12 protein-coding genes are annotated in these 14,658 nt (G+C 65.3%); 1 reads left to right on the top strand and 11 read right to left on the bottom strand.

The window, feature by feature from the left end:
• Nucleotides 1–30: 30 nt before the first annotated feature.
• The 11 genes from ABZS43_RS27650 to ABZS43_RS27600 all read right to left on the bottom strand — a co-directional run bounded on the left by ABZS43_RS27650 (nt 31) and on the right by ABZS43_RS27600 (nt 13,706).
• Nucleotides 31–432: a DUF742 domain-containing protein gene (locus ABZS43_RS27650; RefSeq protein WP_355038895.1), complete on the bottom strand. Its 402-nt coding sequence runs from the start codon at nt 430–432 to the stop codon at nt 31–33.
• Nucleotides 429–851 (bottom strand): roadblock/LC7 domain-containing protein, encoded by a 423-nt coding sequence (locus ABZS43_RS27645; RefSeq protein ID WP_355038894.1) that lies wholly within the window; start codon nt 849–851, stop codon nt 429–431. The genes ABZS43_RS27650 and ABZS43_RS27645 overlap by 4 nt, the downstream gene beginning before the upstream one ends.
• On the bottom strand, nt 829–3,228 hold the full coding sequence (locus ABZS43_RS27640; RefSeq protein ID WP_355038893.1) for a nitrate- and nitrite sensing domain-containing protein: 2,400 nt from the start codon (nt 3,226–3,228) through the stop codon (nt 829–831). Before ABZS43_RS27640 ends, ABZS43_RS27645 begins: the two co-directional genes overlap by 23 nt.
• Nucleotides 3,229–3,507: 279 nt before the next feature.
• Nucleotides 3,508–5,598, bottom strand: coding sequence for a nitrate- and nitrite sensing domain-containing protein (locus ABZS43_RS27635; protein WP_355038892.1), 2,091 nt, complete (start codon nt 5,596–5,598; stop codon nt 3,508–3,510).
• A gap of 620 nt (nt 5,599–6,218) precedes the next feature.
• Nucleotides 6,219–8,549, bottom strand: coding sequence for an N-6 DNA methylase (locus ABZS43_RS27630; RefSeq protein WP_355038891.1), 2,331 nt, complete (start codon nt 8,547–8,549; stop codon nt 6,219–6,221).
• A 664-nt stretch (nt 8,550–9,213) separates the two neighbouring features.
• Nucleotides 9,214–9,540: a hypothetical protein gene (locus tag ABZS43_RS27625; protein ID WP_355038890.1), complete on the bottom strand. Its 327-nt coding sequence runs from the start codon at nt 9,538–9,540 to the stop codon at nt 9,214–9,216.
• 55 nt (nt 9,541–9,595) lie between these two features.
• Nucleotides 9,596–10,519 (bottom strand): MBL fold metallo-hydrolase, encoded by a 924-nt coding sequence (locus ABZS43_RS27620; RefSeq protein ID WP_355038889.1) that lies wholly within the window; start codon nt 10,517–10,519, stop codon nt 9,596–9,598.
• Between the two features lie 65 nt (nt 10,520–10,584).
• On the bottom strand, nt 10,585–11,382 hold the full coding sequence (locus ABZS43_RS27615) for a hypothetical protein (RefSeq protein ID WP_355038888.1): 798 nt from the start codon (nt 11,380–11,382) through the stop codon (nt 10,585–10,587).
• Nucleotides 11,379–11,675, bottom strand: a complete 297-nt coding sequence (locus ABZS43_RS27610) for a hypothetical protein (RefSeq protein WP_355038887.1) — start codon at nt 11,673–11,675, stop codon at nt 11,379–11,381. Before ABZS43_RS27610 ends, ABZS43_RS27615 begins: the two co-directional genes overlap by 4 nt.
• Entirely contained in the window at nt 11,672–13,069 is a 1,398-nt protein-coding gene (locus ABZS43_RS27605) for a peptidoglycan DD-metalloendopeptidase family protein (RefSeq protein ID WP_355038886.1), read from the bottom strand. The genes ABZS43_RS27610 and ABZS43_RS27605 overlap by 4 nt, the downstream gene beginning before the upstream one ends.
• Nucleotides 13,070–13,097: 28 nt before the next feature.
• Nucleotides 13,098–13,706 (bottom strand): DUF2744 domain-containing protein, encoded by a 609-nt coding sequence (locus tag ABZS43_RS27600; RefSeq protein WP_355038885.1) that lies wholly within the window; start codon nt 13,704–13,706, stop codon nt 13,098–13,100.
• A 255-nt stretch (nt 13,707–13,961) separates the two neighbouring features.
• On the opposite strand from ABZS43_RS27600, the gene ABZS43_RS27595 reads away from it, so the two are divergent.
• Complete coding sequence (locus ABZS43_RS27595) at nt 13,962–14,624, top strand: hypothetical protein (protein ID WP_355038884.1); 663 nt, start codon at nt 13,962–13,964, stop codon at nt 14,622–14,624.
• The last annotated feature ends 34 nt before the right edge of the window (nt 14,625–14,658 follow it).

The raw sequence follows: 14,658 nt of genomic DNA, 5'->3' as shown, positions 1-14,658 counted from the left end.
CGGCGCCGTCGCACCACGGCGGCGCCGGATTCAGATCGCTTGGATACCCCTCAGCACCGCGCGCAACAGGTCGGGATTGCGCGCCGCCGCCGCCGGTGCGGGATCGGGGGAGCGGTATTTGAGGTGCCCATCATCGATCAGGTCGCCGACCAGGATTTTCGTCGAGGTCAGCGGTAGGTTGAGTTGAGCGGCGATCTCGGCGACCGATAGCGCGGTGCGGCTGAGCCGAAGGATTTCCGCGTACTCCGGTTCGGGACGCCGAGGCTGCACACCCGCACTCGCGTTGACCACAAGCGTGAGCATGTCCAGTTCGGGCCGCGCGTTGTCGGACCGCCCGTGCGTGACGGCATACAGGCGTACTAGGGGTCCCGCCTCTTCGTCATACCAGGACTCACGCTCGTCGTCGTACCAGGACTGCTCGTCGTCGTTCATGGCTGTCTCGAGCCGGCCTCATCGAGCGTCGGACGCGGATCGACCGAGAGGTGGGCGCCGACGCGCTGAACGGTCTGGTTCATCTCGTAGGCCACCATTCCCATATTCGCCGTCTCCACCGTCAACAGGGCCAGGCAGGCATTCTCGCCCGCCGCCGTGATGAACAGCACGGCCTCGTCGAGTTCCACCACGGTCTGGCAGACACCGCCGACGTCGAAATGCGCGCCCGCGCTGCGTGCCACGCCGTGCAGGGTCGACGCCATCGCGCCGAAGCGCTCGGCGTCGGGCTGTTCCATCGTCGTGCAATGGCCTAGCAATAGTCCGTCGGTGGACAGCACGACGGCGAAACGGACATCGGGCAGTCGCTCGATGAGATCGTCGAGCAACCAGTCGAGGCTACGGGGCTTGGAGGTTGTCACCGGCACCTTCTTGTCGATCGGACTGCTTTGCGGAAATGTCGATATCGACGCGGTTCAGGCGGCCCTGCCGAGTTCCGCTCTCGATCGCGGACATCAGGTTGCGCGCTTCGTCGGCGGAGCGGGGCCGTGGCATCGTCACGGACCTGGTGTTCTTGGCCGCCGAATCGGCGGCGGCCTCCGCGGCGGCCCGGCGGCGGCGCGGCAGTTCTGGTTTCTCCCCGCCGCTCGGCGGCATGGCTACGGTCCGTTCCGCGCCCGCGGTGACCGTCGAGACCGACGCGGGCGCGAAGGTGGGCTGCGGAGAAGGTGGCAGGGCAACGGATCGGCGTTCGACGGGTTCGTCTCCGGCGCCGGCGCCGGTCGCGACCAGCGTGGTCGGCACCAGCACGATCGCCTTGACGCCGCCGTAGTCGGATTCGGCCAGCCGCACTGAAATACCTTGGCGTGCCGCCAGTTTCGCGACGACGAAAAGTCCGAGGCGGGCGTCGGTGGACAGCGCGGCGACGCTGAAGTCCGGCGGCTGGCTCAGCAGCGCGTTGCGTTCGGCGAGTTCGGCCGCCGACATCCCGAGTCCCTGGTCGGCGATCTCGATGGCGATACCTCTGCCGACCTGGTTGCCGGAGATCTCGACCCGCGACTGCGGCGGCGAGAAAGCGGTGGCGTTATCGGTGAGTTCGGCGATCAAGTGGATGAGGTCGGCCACGGCGCCGCCGGTGATTCGCAGCTCGGGCAGTTTGCCGGTCTGAATCCGGGTGTAGTCCAGACTCTCCGCCACGGCACTGCGGACCACATCGATCAGCGGGACCGGATTGCGCCAGCGTCTGCCAGGCTTCTCGCCGCCGAGGATGATCAGGTTCTCGGCGTTGCGGCGCGACCGGGTGGCCAGGTGGTCGAGCTGGAACAGGACCTCGAGCTTGCCGGGATTCTCTTCCTCGCGCTCGGCCCGGTCCAGCAGCGCGAGCTGGCGGTGCACCATGACCTGGCTGCGGTGGGCGATATTGAGGAAGACCGCGTTCACGCCCTCCCTGGTCTTCGATTCGGCGACGGCGGCGACGACGGCCGCGGCGTGGGCGCGGTTGAACGCGTCGGCGACCTGGCCGATTTCGTCGGCGCCGAAGTCCAGCGGAGCGAGATCGGCTTCCTCGTCGAGCTCCTGGCCCGAGCTGAGTCTCTTGATGGCGTCGGGCAGGCGCTGGTCGGCCAGTTCCAGGGTTTCGCGGCGCAGCCTGCGCATCCGGCGGATGAGCCGATTGGCGAGGAAGAGCGCCGCGAGGAAGGCCAGCAGGGTGACCAGGCCGACCCCGATGCCGCCGTAGAGGGAGTTGGACGCGGTTTGCTCACCGGTGGCCATGGCGCTGCGGTGCGCGTCGCGGCTCTGGGCTTCCCAGAGCTTGAGCAGATCCGAACGCACATGCGCGGCGACGGTTCCCCACTCGGTGAAGCCGAGCGGCAACGCGGCGGCCTGTGCGCCGCGCCCGGTTGTACCGCTGGTCGAGGTCCGGCTGTTCGTCGAGCCGCTGCTCGGGGAATCGTCGTCCGGCGTGACGATACCGCGACGGATGACGGCATCCTCCATGGCGGTGAGCTGCCGCCAGCTCTCACCGTCGATGATGGCCTTCAGCTGCGCTTTTCGCTCACCGGTCAGCACACCGTTGGCGAAGGTGATCTCACCGCGGGCATCACCGACGTAGCGGATGAACTCGGTGAGCTGTTGTGCGGAGAACTGATTGGTGAGCAGGCCCTGCGCACCGATCGAGCCCGCGCGCGAGACCGCCTCGGCCGCCCGCAGCGGGTGGATCGCCTTGTACAGGTCGACCGCGATCTTGGCGTCCGGCGCGACCTCCGCCGCGAGCAGCGACCCTTGCACGATGGTGTCGATGACGGCACTGAACGCGGCCAAGACCTGCTCGGTGGGCAGTGCGCGCGCATCGATTCCGGCGCGAAGGATCGGAAGTTGTTCGTACAGCTTCGTGTAACCCTGAAGCTCGCTGACCAGGTCGGGGCGCAGTTCGCCTGCCGCTTCGCCCTGCAGTTGCAGGGCGGACAGCGCGTTGTCGGAGTTCTTCCTGGTCGCGGCGAGATTATCGCCCACCGTCGGGTCACCGGCGAGATAAAGGATCGAGGCGCCGCGCTCCAGCTGGAAGGCCTCGATCATCAGGACCGACGGCCCGGTGGTCGTGCTGGCCAGGTTCGCCCAGTTCTGGGCGTCCTTGCCGTTGTTCACCAGATAGACGGAGGCGCCGATGCCGATGCTCAGTAGGGCGACACTGGGGATGAGCGCGATCGCGAGTAGTCGCGCACGCACGCCGATCGGGCCGCGCAATTTCCCACGCTTGATGGCAGTGGTCAATCTATGGAGGAACTTGCTGTCAAACACCGGTGATCGAGCCTACCTCTGGGCGCTCCCGCCCTCTTGCGACCGGTCGACGGGGACCGGAAACCGGTGCGGCACCGGTTGTGTCCCGAGCCACCCTAACTAGTGAGATCATGGTCACGCAACAAAATGGAAGAGTCAGGTTTAGTTTCCTCCCAGATCGCCGCACGTCATCCGTCGGCTTGTCGGTGCGGCCACCACGACGCCGAAAGGCGTGGACTCCCATCGCTGATCGTCCACCTCCTCCGACCTGCCCGTGCGCGCACGGGGCGATTTTCTCGTTCACGAGTTGTACCCGTACTCGCTCGCTTCTGTGCGCCCCGATGTCTCGGGGCCGGCGTCCGGCACCGATCGCTGTGGTGTCCTGTCGGCCCTGATGGGTGTGCGCAGGGGAATCGCGGTGAGTTCGCGACCCTCGTCACCGCCGGTGACCAGGGTCGTCGGGATGAGAACGATCGCTCTCACGCCGCCGTAGTCGGATTTGCCGAGCCGTACCGAAATGCCGTGGCGTGTCGCCAACATGGCGATGACGAAGAGGCCGAGGTGTGCGTCGCTCGACAGCGTGGCCAGCCCGAAATCCGGGGGATCGGCCAGCATCGCGTTCCGCTCGGCGAATTCGGCATCCGACATGCCGAGCCCCTGATCGGCGATCTCGAGGACGACGCCCTTGCCCACCGTTTGCCCCGACACATCCACCCGTGTCTCGGCCGGTGAGAACGCGGTCGCGTTATCGGTGAGTTCGGCGATGAGGTGGATGAGGTCGGCCACGGCGTTGCCCACGATGCGAATATCGGGTACCCGTCCGGTACGGATCCGGGGATAGTCGAGACTTTCCGCCACCGCGCCGCGCACCACGTCGATGAGGGGGACCGGGGTACGCCAGCGTCTGCCCGGCTGCTCGCCGCCGAGGATGATGAGGTTCTCGGCGTTGCGGCGGGCGCGGGTGGCGAGGTGGTCGAGCTGGAACAGGATGTCGAGTTTGCTCGGATCTTCTTCCTTGTGCTCGGCGCGGTCGAGCAGTGCCAGTTGGCGGTGCACCATGACCTGGCTGCGGTGGGCGATATTGAGGAACACGGCCTTGACACCCGCGCGCGTCTTGGATTCGGCGACGGCCGCGGCGATGGCCGCGCTGTGCGCGCGGTTGAACGCGTCGGCGACATGGCCGATCTCGTCGTCGCCGAAATCCAGCGGCGTGAGGACGGCCTCCCTGTCGATGCCGCGACCATCGCTGAGCGCGCGGATGGTTTCGGGCAACCGTTCCTCGGCGAGTACGAGGGTTTCCTGACGTAGTCGGCGCATCCGGCCGATCAGGCGGTTGGCCAGGAACGACGCGGCGATGAAGACCAGCGCGGTGATGGCGAGAATCGCCGCGCCGCCGTAGGCGGAGTTGGCCGCGCGGTTCTCCCCGGCGGTCGTCGCGTTGGACTGGCTGTCACGGCACAGATCGACCCACAACTGTGCCAGAGCCGCGCTCACCGAAGCGGCGGCCGTCTGCCATCCGATGGCGGAGGTGCCCTCCGGCATATCCTCGGCATCCGTGACGCCACGACGGATCAGCGCGTCCTCCATCGCGACGATCTGGCGTCGATCCTGCCCTGCGGTGATCGCCTCGAACTGCGCTGCCCGTTGACCGGAGAGAGCCGAGGCCAACGTGGCAAGCTGAGCGCGCGAATCGCCCACGTAGCGAGTCAGATCCACGAGTTGTTCGGGGGTGAGCCGATCGGTGACCCGTGCCACGGCGCCGATCACGGCTGCGCGCGAGATGGATTCGCTCGCGCGAAGTAGGAGCATGGCCTGATATAGGCGCGCCCCGACACCGGAATCCGGTGCGACCTCGGCGGCGAGCAGAGTCGCGCCGACGATGGTGTCGATGACCGTCGAATAGGCGGTGAACACCTGATCGGCGGGCACGGCTCGCGCGTCGATTCCCGAGCGCAGCACGGGTAGCTGGCTGTAGAGCTGGTTGTAGCCGTCGATATCGTGCGACAGATCCGGCCGCAGCGCCGAGGCCGCGTCACCCTGTGCCTGTACCGCCGCCAACGCGGTATCGGAATTCTTCCTGGTCACCGTGAGTGTGGCGGTGGCGGTCCGGTCTCCGGCCAGATGCAGGATCGACGCGCCGCGTTCGGCCTGGAACGCCTCGACCATCTGGCGCGCCGGATCGGTGGTCGCGCTGGCGAGGTCGGCCCATTCCCCGGCTTTGCGGCCGTCCTTGATCAGGTAGATGGTCGCGCCGATACCGATGCCGAGTAGGGCCAGGCTCGGAATGAGGACGATGGCGAGTAGTTGGGCCCGCACGCCGACGGTGCCGCGCGAACGCCGGCTCTCGGTGACCCGAGCTGAATCACCGCGGATGAAGTTGTTGACAAACACCGATGATTGATCCCTGCCTCTGGGGAATGCTCGTCCACTTAGCGCCGGACGTCCAACTGCTTACCGGCTGCGCCGCCGGTTGTGTTCGACGTCACTCTAGCCAGAGAAAGTTCAGTTCACCAATGGAATTGAGCATCGGATACATCGAGATAACAGATCTTCCCTCAGCCACCGCGCGCAACAATGTCGTTGTCGAAAGTAAGAATGATGACTTAGTTGGCGGAGACGTGACCATGTAGCTCGCGGTGGTCGGCATGTGCGTCCCGTCCGGGCTCACGGGTTCGTATTCGGAGTCGTGAAGACAGGGAGGGGTGCGAACGCAAAAAAATCCGGGTTCGAGAGGCATACTCTCGAACCCGGATGTAGTAGCGGGGACAGGATTTGAACCTGCGACCTCTGGGTTATGACAGACCACGATGCACCTACGTTCGCCTAGCTTCGGATCTATACCTCTACCAGCCTAGATGTCTCTTGCGGCCATGCGGGGGGATGCGTCCGCATTCGGGTGTATTCGGGATAAAAGGGCGACTTAAAGACCACTCGAGAAATTGTGCCCGTGGTTCCCCACCGAGCGGACAGCAAATCATGACAGTGTCAAACGTTCGCGCAGGCGGAGCTTTTTATGACTGGGCTACGGGCAGGTCGCGCATTGCCTTATCCATGTAGTCCCAGTCGGGGTTCCCGTTGGCGTCGACCGGCAGCCGGATCACACTCTTGGTCATTCGGGCCATGTTCCACTTGTAGCCGTAGGTGAACCGGACCCGCTCAAACCGAATGACTGACGCAACGAACAGGAGCGCCTTACGGGTCACCTCGGCTTTCGGGACCAGGACCTGGACGTCGTCGGACGCGAAGAAGGGTTGGTCCTGGTAAAAGGCGACTCCCACGGAGTTGCCATTGTATGGGACAGTGAGGCAGTGCGCCTCGAAGATGGGCTTCAGGTCACACAGGTCAGTGATCCCGTTGTTGTACTCAGAGGCACCGATGAACCGGGTGTTCCCTGGCACCCTATCGGCGGACGTGACACGTTTGCCCTTGCGGATGTCGAACAGTTCGCCCAGGACGAACTCGCCCCATTGCGCGGTGTTACGCAGCTTAACGCCCTTTACGTCGCTGGCTGAGAGGCTCTTGAGCGTCAACATCGCGTCATCGAGGATGACCTCCTCCATCACGAGTGGGGAGAACCCGTCGTAGTTGGTCTCGATGTACGCCTCGGCGAGCCACTCGTCGTTGGCGTCGACGGCCTTCAGGACTGACTCGCCCGGGTGGACCTCCCGGTTTCTGAAGATCTCGACCCAGCGGTCGCGGATCTCGGGCCAGCGGTGGTCGCGGTCGACGCGGCCATAGTTCTTGACCTTCTGGAAGCCGTCCTCGCGCCAGAACCCGAACCAAGTCTTGCGGTTCGATGTGGCGTGCGGGACCCCCGTTTTGAACACCATGATGCAGGTGATTACGCCGACCGGGTGGAACAGCTCGGGCGGCATCGACATGACGGCTTCGAGCGTGTGCTTCTTCAGGAGATTGTGTTTGTGGACGCTGTTCGTCGTCGCGCAGGAGACCGGCACGATCGCGATTCCGGTGCCGCCCTTGGCGAGGCTGTCGAGCATGTGCTCGACGAAGCGGAGCTCGTGGAGATCCTCTTTCGACTTCGCGTACGGCGGGTTGATCATCCCGACGTTTGCCCTGTGGCGCTTGACGCCGGTAGTGATCGCGGGGTCGAAGCATGACCCTTGGTGGAGGTTGGCCTTGCCGTCGCCCCGAAGGATCATATTGGAGGCCGCCAGAGCGTACATCGACGGGTTCTGCTCGATGCCAATCAGCTGCTTCTTCTTGATCGACTCAATCTCGGCCTCGGTGGTGGCGGACTTCATCATCTGCGACATGGCTGAAATGAGGAATCCGCCTGTGCCAGCGCAGATATCGAGGACGGTGTCGTTCTTGGTCACGTTCGCGATCAGGCCGAACAGTTCGGTGGCGTGCTTGGGGGTCAGTACGATCCCGAGGCCCTTGCCGTCGCCGCCGGTGTACTTGAGGAACTCGCCGTAAAATGCGCCCACTACGTCAAAGTCGTGGTAGACCGTGAGGAAGGGCATGACCTTCTCGGCCAGGAGCGTGACTATCTCGTTGAGCAGCCCCTTGGGGTAGCCCTTGGTGGGCTTGCGCAGCTCGGGGTGGACCTGGATGTTGGTGAACGGCTGTGTGATGTTGTCGATCTTCGAGACGGGGAGATTGGCACCCCTGATCACCTTCTTGATCGACTGAATCCAGAATTCCGGCAATTCGGTCGCTGGGTACTCGTGGTAGGTCTTGGCGAATATCGGGTCGTTGAGGGCAATCAGGGTGCCTGCGACCGCCAGGGGCTTTTCCTTTTCCTCCAGCTCTGCCTCGTCGCGCATGAACTCATGCATGTCCATCGAGAACGCTATGAGGTCCTTCTCGCGGCGCTGCTGGACTTTGGGGTCGAAAGACGCTGCGGCGATTAGGTCAGTGAGCCCGATCATGTCGGTGATCGGCGCTCCGGTCGGAGAGACGAGGTCACGCGGCTCGGTGGTCCCCTTGGGCATCACGAAGAACGACCACTGATTCGCCTTGGGCGTACCGGAGACCGCTATGCAGATGACGGTGTAGTTCTGCGTCAGATGCCGCGCATAGTGAAGAACACCGTCGACCGCGTAGTCCTTCGGGAGATCGCGGTTGCGCGACTCGTGAGCCTTTAGCTGGGCCTTGCACTCCACGAGCACCACCATGTCGGGGGTTCCAGGCGAGGTGATGATGAACTCCGGGTAGCCGATGCCGCCCGTGCCGCTTTTCGACGCCTTCGACAGGCCCTTGCGGATGTCCTGCACGACCGACTGCTGCTTCTCGACGACGATCTCCTCCTCGTCGTCGTAGTACTCGAGCGACCGGAGTTCCGCTTCGACGAGGTCTTCGGTAACGCGCTCGTTGGCCATCGCGGGCTCCTTCTTGTGCAGGACCTTGACTCAGCCCGGGTCGGCAACTGAGGCTTACAACGTACCGAGGGCTGCCAAGGGCCTGCACAAGGAGGGTCCGCACGCCGATAGCCAACAGCCTTTCTAGCGGGAGAACGTCACACGGAGATGCGTTGCCATGCTTGCATATTCGGATACGTGCGGAGAGAGGACAACTGAAAGACCGCTAAAGATGTTGTTTCCGTGGCCCTCCCGTCAGGAGGGCAGCAAACCGTACTTGTCGCGGTGATGTGGAGGTTGGCGTGCCGAACAGGTCGGTATCTCCGGAGCGACCGCAATGGCGACTGGCGGTTGGGGTGCCTGTGCTCGCGCGGTTCGGCGCGGCTGGCGCGGTTCGGTCATCAACAGCCCTATCGATGTCGAGTCGGCCCGAGACGTGGCGTAGTGCACTGGCGAAGACCCGTTTGCGCTTGCCAGCAAACACATAGGTGCAGGCAGCAAAGATTGCCGTTGAAGCATTGTCCATTCGGTGATGCCCGGGAACCTAGGGCTGGACCGGGATACGACAGTGGTACTCGCAGTGGGCCCTATGAGGTTCCGCCACCGGATGGCGTTCGGTGGCGCTCGCAGGAGTCGAACTGGCGTCGACACGGCTGTCGACCTTGCTTCGTTGGGGTCGGTGGTGTCAGTCGTCGCGGATAACCGGTCCCCGGAACCAGCAGTACGGGAGGCGGCTGCCGGGATAATTGAGGTAGAGGTTGTAGGCGGCGCGTGTGCGGTGGCCGATCTCGGAGGTATGGCCCGGTTCGATCAGGAATTCGACAGCGGACGGGCCGGTGGTTGTGGGGTGCCATGTGGTGAGGAGTTCGTCGTCGGTGTCGTAGATGTCGAGCCAGGAGGTCGTGCCCTCGGGCAGTGGTTCGCCTACGACCTCGAATCGTTGGACGAACGCGGCACCGCGGGTGAGCAGGATGGTGTACCGGTTCGGCCGGTATCCGAGGTAGTCGACCATGTGGTCCCTCCCGGCAGGCCGAGCGCCGGTTCGCGGCGCTCGGCCCGCACAGATTTCAGTCGGCGGGTACCCATGTGGTGCGGCCGGTGGTCCGGTCGCGGTGCACACGCCCGAAGGGCACGTCCGCGAAGTGGATGCCGAAGGCCAGATCCCCGCTGGAGGCGAGGTCCTTCACCAGTGCCTGACGGTGGGCGATGGCTTCGGCCTGGTCGTAGTCGGCCCCGACCGCCCATTCCGGATGGGTGATCTGGATCGGAGAGTGGAACACATCCCCGAACACCAGCATCCGCTTGCCGCAGGAGCGCAACTCGTACCCTGTGTGACCGGTGGTGTGACCCGGAATGGTCACCGCGCGCACGCCGGGAAAGAGCCGCGTGCCGTGATGGACCACCTTTACCCGCGAGGCGATGGTGTCCAGGATCGGCCGAGTCAGCACGCTCGGTTTCGCCCAGCCGGGCAGGGTGTCGATCATTGCGGGTGTGAGGGAGCGCCACCAGGCCCATTCGACCTCGCCGAGGTAGATCGGCGCGGTCGCGAACGGCGTGAACCCTGGTACGGGGGTGAGGGTCCAGCCGAGGTGGTCGAAGTGCAGGTGGGTGATGGCGATGGCTTCGATGCGGTCCAGGCCGTCGATCTGGGCGAGGCTGTCCAGCAGCGCCCCGGAGCGCATTTCGCCGGTCATCGGGTTCTCGTGCACGTCGGGTAGGACGACGGGTCCGGCTCCGGCGTCGATGAGCATGGCGCGTCGGCCGCGTTGGACGAGCAGGCCGCCGAGTCCGGCGACGAGGCAGCCGTGGGTGTCGAAGTATTCGGAGTGGCTGTTCCAGTCGGCTTCGGTGGCGTCGGGTACCCAGCCGCGGGGTTTGAGTTCGACGTAGCCGTCCGGGATGTAGGTGAGGCGGAAACGCCCGAACCGGATGGTGCGCAGGCGGGGAGGGGTGCGTAGGCGCTCGCTGAGCGTCGCGGATGTTGCGGGCATGACGAATGAAGACCTTTCGCGGGGTGGAGTGAAATGCCGACGCGGCGCGTCAGCAGGACGTGGTGTCAGCCGAGGAGGAACCAGGGCCACCAGTGGTTGGTGCCGACGTGATCGGCACGCAGATACGACGGCGGTGTCGGGAAGCCGGGGCCTTTCCCGGCCCCGTCGCCGCCGCGGCTCCAGTAGTAGGGCTGCCGCGGTTGGGTGCCGCCGGGTTGTTCGATCACCCAGCGGGGGACAGTGGCGAGTTTGTAGCCGATGCCCAGGTAGTTCGACAGGAACCCGACCCCGTACACATCGCCCTGGCGGGCGTCGATGGTCGGCAGGTCGAACCGGTATTGGGTGCTCGCGTTGGTGAGCACGGGTCGGATGTCGCCGGTGTCCCAGATCAGATGCAGGTCACCGGTGTCCTCCTCGAACCGGAACACCATGACGAAGGCGTTGTTCACCCGCGACCACCCTGCCGGGCCGATCAACAGCCCGACTTGGCGGTATTCGCGGTCGCGCAGGGTGCGGATCATGCCGATTTCGACGGCCCCGGAGGCGGGTTGGTAGAACGGGGCCTGGGTGAGCGAGCCGTTCGCGTCCGGCTGGCGCGCCAGCATCGCCAGGGGGAACGTGGTGTCGTCGGTGGCGGTGAGGTTGGCCCACAACGGGATATCGGTGGGCACCTGTTCGTAGGTGGGGCGTTGGTAGATGGGTTGGCGGACCTCGCGGCGGTGCGCGTTCTGCGCACCGGTGTAGGCACCGATCACCCCGGACCGGATGGCGGCTTTGGCGTCCTCGACCGACTGGTTCTGGAAGTGACGGAACGCACCCAGGTTCCAGGACCCGTCCGGGGTCTCCCGGTTCGGGGAGGTCACAGATCACCAGCGAGCCAATCCGGAACCGTAGGAGCCTCGGGAACCTTCACGGTCGGGTCGACGCGGCCGACGGTGAGGGCGAGGTCGTCGCGCTGGCGCTGGAACTGCCGCACCAGTCGCACGAGGGTGCGATACCGGTCGGCATCGGTGAGGTCCTGACTCTCCAGTTCGGTGACGCGCGCTTGAAGTTGGCGGACCTGTCCGGCCTGGCGCGCGGTGACCGCGCCGATGACCGTGGCCAGGGCGACGCCGAAGGCTTGGACGATGTCGGCGTTGAGCCACCCGAGGTTCACTGGTCTTCGACCTTCCGGTGCCGACCCGTCGAGGCGTCGTTGACCAGGTGTTCCAGGATGAGCTGGATCTTGTCCAGGACCCCGGCGAGGGTCGCGGTCACTGTGTCGATCTTCTGGTGGGCCGAGGCCACCGAGTCCACGACGGATTGGTCGTCGAGCTGGGGCCAGCCGGTGGGGTCCAGGGCGGGGCCGGGCTGGTGGCGGGAGTCGGGTCCGGCGAGTTGGTCGACGACCCAGGAGGCGTGCATGTCGATGGAGGCGAGTAGGTCGGCGAGGGTGACGGGGTTGCCGTCTTTGTTGATGACGATGTCGGTGAGCTGCATATCGTTCCTTCCGAACAGTGCGGCGACGGTGTCTCGGCCGCCGCGGATGGCGTTGACGTCGATGAGTTGGCCGCCGATCGCGGCCTTGTCGGAGAACTGGAGAATCGCGATCTCTTTCCCGCCGAACGGTTCCCAGCCCCGATAGCCGTCACCGGGATAGAGCTGCGGTGCGCCGCCGAGGCCGGGGACGTAGGAGCTGTTCCACAGCGACACCGGCAGCCCGGACAGGTCCGGGGAGCCCATGAAGTCGCGCCAGTACCAGCGCGGCAGATAGATCGGCAACAAGTCGAATCCGCGTGCGGTGATCGCGTTCACCCGCGCCCACAGATCCCTGATCGACGGGCGCCCGCGCAAGTCCTCGTAGTCGATCTGGATCGGGATGCTCGGGTCGGCGAACCGCGCGAGCGCGTCGGCTTCGATGTCGGGGTGGGTGAACAGGTCGCAGTAGACGTAGCCGCCCCAGAACTCGTAGAACTCGCCCATCTGCTCGCGGGCCCGCGGCCACTGCGGGTCCTGCCAGCTCCCCTGACTCACCTTGTGGGTCACGAAGGTCATGCCTTCGTCGGCGGCGCGCGCGAAGTCGAACGCGCCCTGGTGGTTACTGACGTCGATGCCGAATTCGGGCATAGCGGATCCTCCTTCCGGGAACACCGCGCCATCCAGGAGCGGCAGCGGGTCGAGACGGTCCGGGCCGGGCGGGCTATAGACCGCGCGGTGCCACTCCAAATGCAGATGCGGGGCCACGCCCGCGTTACGGACGCGGTCGGATTCGATGACCGCGATCCGCTGCCCAGCCTCCACCCGTTGCCCCACAGCGACTTCCAGGCGGATGTGCCCGTAGACGGTCGTCCCGCCGCCGTCGCCGTCAGGGTGATCGATCACGACCCAGGAGCCGAACCCTTGGGCGGGTCCGGCGCGGGTGACGGTGCCGCTCTGGCAGGCGTGCACTGGGCGGTTCCCCGCGCCGCCGGGGTAGCCGAAGTCGACCCCGAAGTGCCAGCCGTCCTCGCGCGGGCCGAATGGTGAGGTGATCCAGAACCCGGCCGGGACCGGCCAGAAACGTGCAGGCATGACGAGCCCTCCTTTCCGATAGCGGTTTTCAGGACTGGGCGTCCTCGTAGCGCGACAGGATCGCCGGACGGGCCTTGCCGAAATGGCGTTCGATCGCCAGGACCCGTTGCCGCTCAGCCGGATCGGCGCGACGCAGGTACGCCAGGACGGCTTTGACCCCGCGCCGGGTCGGGTCGAACTGCGGGGCCGGGTCGTTGGTGGCGCGGGCCTCGACACTGACCGGGGTGGTGACCGGCAGCATCGGGGCCGGTGGCTCGGCGGGCTGGTCAGGCACGGTGCCGGTTAGGCCGAGCGCGGCTGCCAACTGCTGACGCTGGCGCAACGGCAGGTCTGCGACGAACTTGCGGACATCGAAGACTTCCTCGGGCTCGGGTTCGTCAGCGTCGGACCATGTTCCGGGCGAGAGCAGCCAGTGCGGGTCACCGGCGCGTGGAGGCCGGTACTTGATGACTGGCTCCTCGGTCGGGCGCGCGCCGCAGTCCCACAACCGGCGCGAGACCGCCCGCAGGTGCTGGATCGGCAGCAACAGCGGCGCGCCCTTGAGCCCCGGTAGCCCGACGAGCATCCACAGGAACGCTTCCTCGGGGTCGGTGGGGTCGCAGTTGTCACGGATGGGGAACTGGCTGTCGGAGGACATCTGCACCTCCTCAGCCAGCAAATCCGTAGCTCAGTGTCGGTACCGCAGCGCATACTCTTGTGCGCACGCACTGGCCGTTCTCGAGAGGACTCAACAGCAGTGACTGGTTGGCAGCGGCTCTCCGCACGCACAGGCAACCGTGTATCCGACGAGCTACACGAAGGCGTTCCGGCGCATCTTCGCCATCCACTCGAGGAATGGATACGTACTCGCTTCGGCTGGTACATCCCCGGTGGAGACATGAGGCACCAGTTCATGGCAACGGTCGCCTCGACGCTGAGAATCCCAGTTAAGCGCTCATACGACATAGGCGGGATCAGCGGTCAGATCATCGCTGCAATCAACCAGGACGATTCGCTCTATCTTGACTGCGTCGATGTCTGTCTGCACCTGGCTAAGAGCGGCGACCGAGAGCTCGAGGCCATCTTGGAGACGGGCGGGTCGGTGTGGACTGTGAATACGGCGCGCGACGGCTTGGAGAGGCGTGTGGATGCCACCACCAAGGCTGCATCTCTGCACGCCACCAGTGCTGCGGACCAGGCGAGTGGGGAACTCGCGCAGGCGTGGTCGGCGGTCTACGGTCGCAATCCTGATCCGTCCGATGGCTGGGATCACTCCATCAAGGCAGTGGAGGCGCTCCTCATTCCGCTGGTAGTGCCGCTTCAGTCGAAGGCCAATTTGGGACATGTGGCAGGACAACTGAAGGCGAACCCGTCCAAGTGGTCATTCGGCGTTCCGGCCAATGATGCTCGCGGCAATGGCGAAACACTGGAGGGGTTGATTCGCCACATCTGGCCGAATCCGGATCGTCACGGAGCCTCCCTACGTACGCCAACTCAGCAGGAAGCCGAATCCGTACTACAGATCGCAATCGCGATCGTGGAGTTGTGCCGCGGGAAGTTGGTCAAACTCCCCTGATACGGCCAGTCCTATCGAACGAATCGGACGGGAC

The organism is Nocardia sp. NPDC005366 (assembly GCF_040606855.1).
Classification (GTDB): domain Bacteria; phylum Actinomycetota; class Actinomycetes; order Mycobacteriales; family Mycobacteriaceae; genus Nocardia.
Note: the sequence above shows the minus strand (reverse complement) of the source record. Positions and strands in the feature narration are given on the sequence as shown.

Coding starts and splice junctions, on each gene's coding strand:
- ABZS43_RS27650 (WP_355038895.1), bottom strand. CDS start 432: ATGAACGACGACGAGCAGTCCTGGTACGACGACGAGCGTGAGTCCTGG.
- ABZS43_RS27630 (WP_355038891.1), bottom strand. CDS start 8,549: ATGGCCAACGAGCGCGTTACCGAAGACCTCGTCGAAGCGGAACTCCGG.
- ABZS43_RS27625 (WP_355038890.1), bottom strand. CDS start 9,540: ATGGTCGACTACCTCGGATACCGGCCGAACCGGTACACCATCCTGCTC.
- ABZS43_RS27620 (WP_355038889.1), bottom strand. CDS start 10,519: ATGCCCGCAACATCCGCGACGCTCAGCGAGCGCCTACGCACCCCTCCC.
- ABZS43_RS27605 (WP_355038886.1), bottom strand. CDS start 13,069: ATGCCTGCACGTTTCTGGCCGGTCCCGGCCGGGTTCTGGATCACCTCA.
- ABZS43_RS27600 (WP_355038885.1), bottom strand. CDS start 13,706: ATGTCCTCCGACAGCCAGTTCCCCATCCGTGACAACTGCGACCCCACC.
- ABZS43_RS27595 (WP_355038884.1), top strand. CDS start 13,962: ATGGCAACGGTCGCCTCGACGCTGAGAATCCCAGTTAAGCGCTCATAC.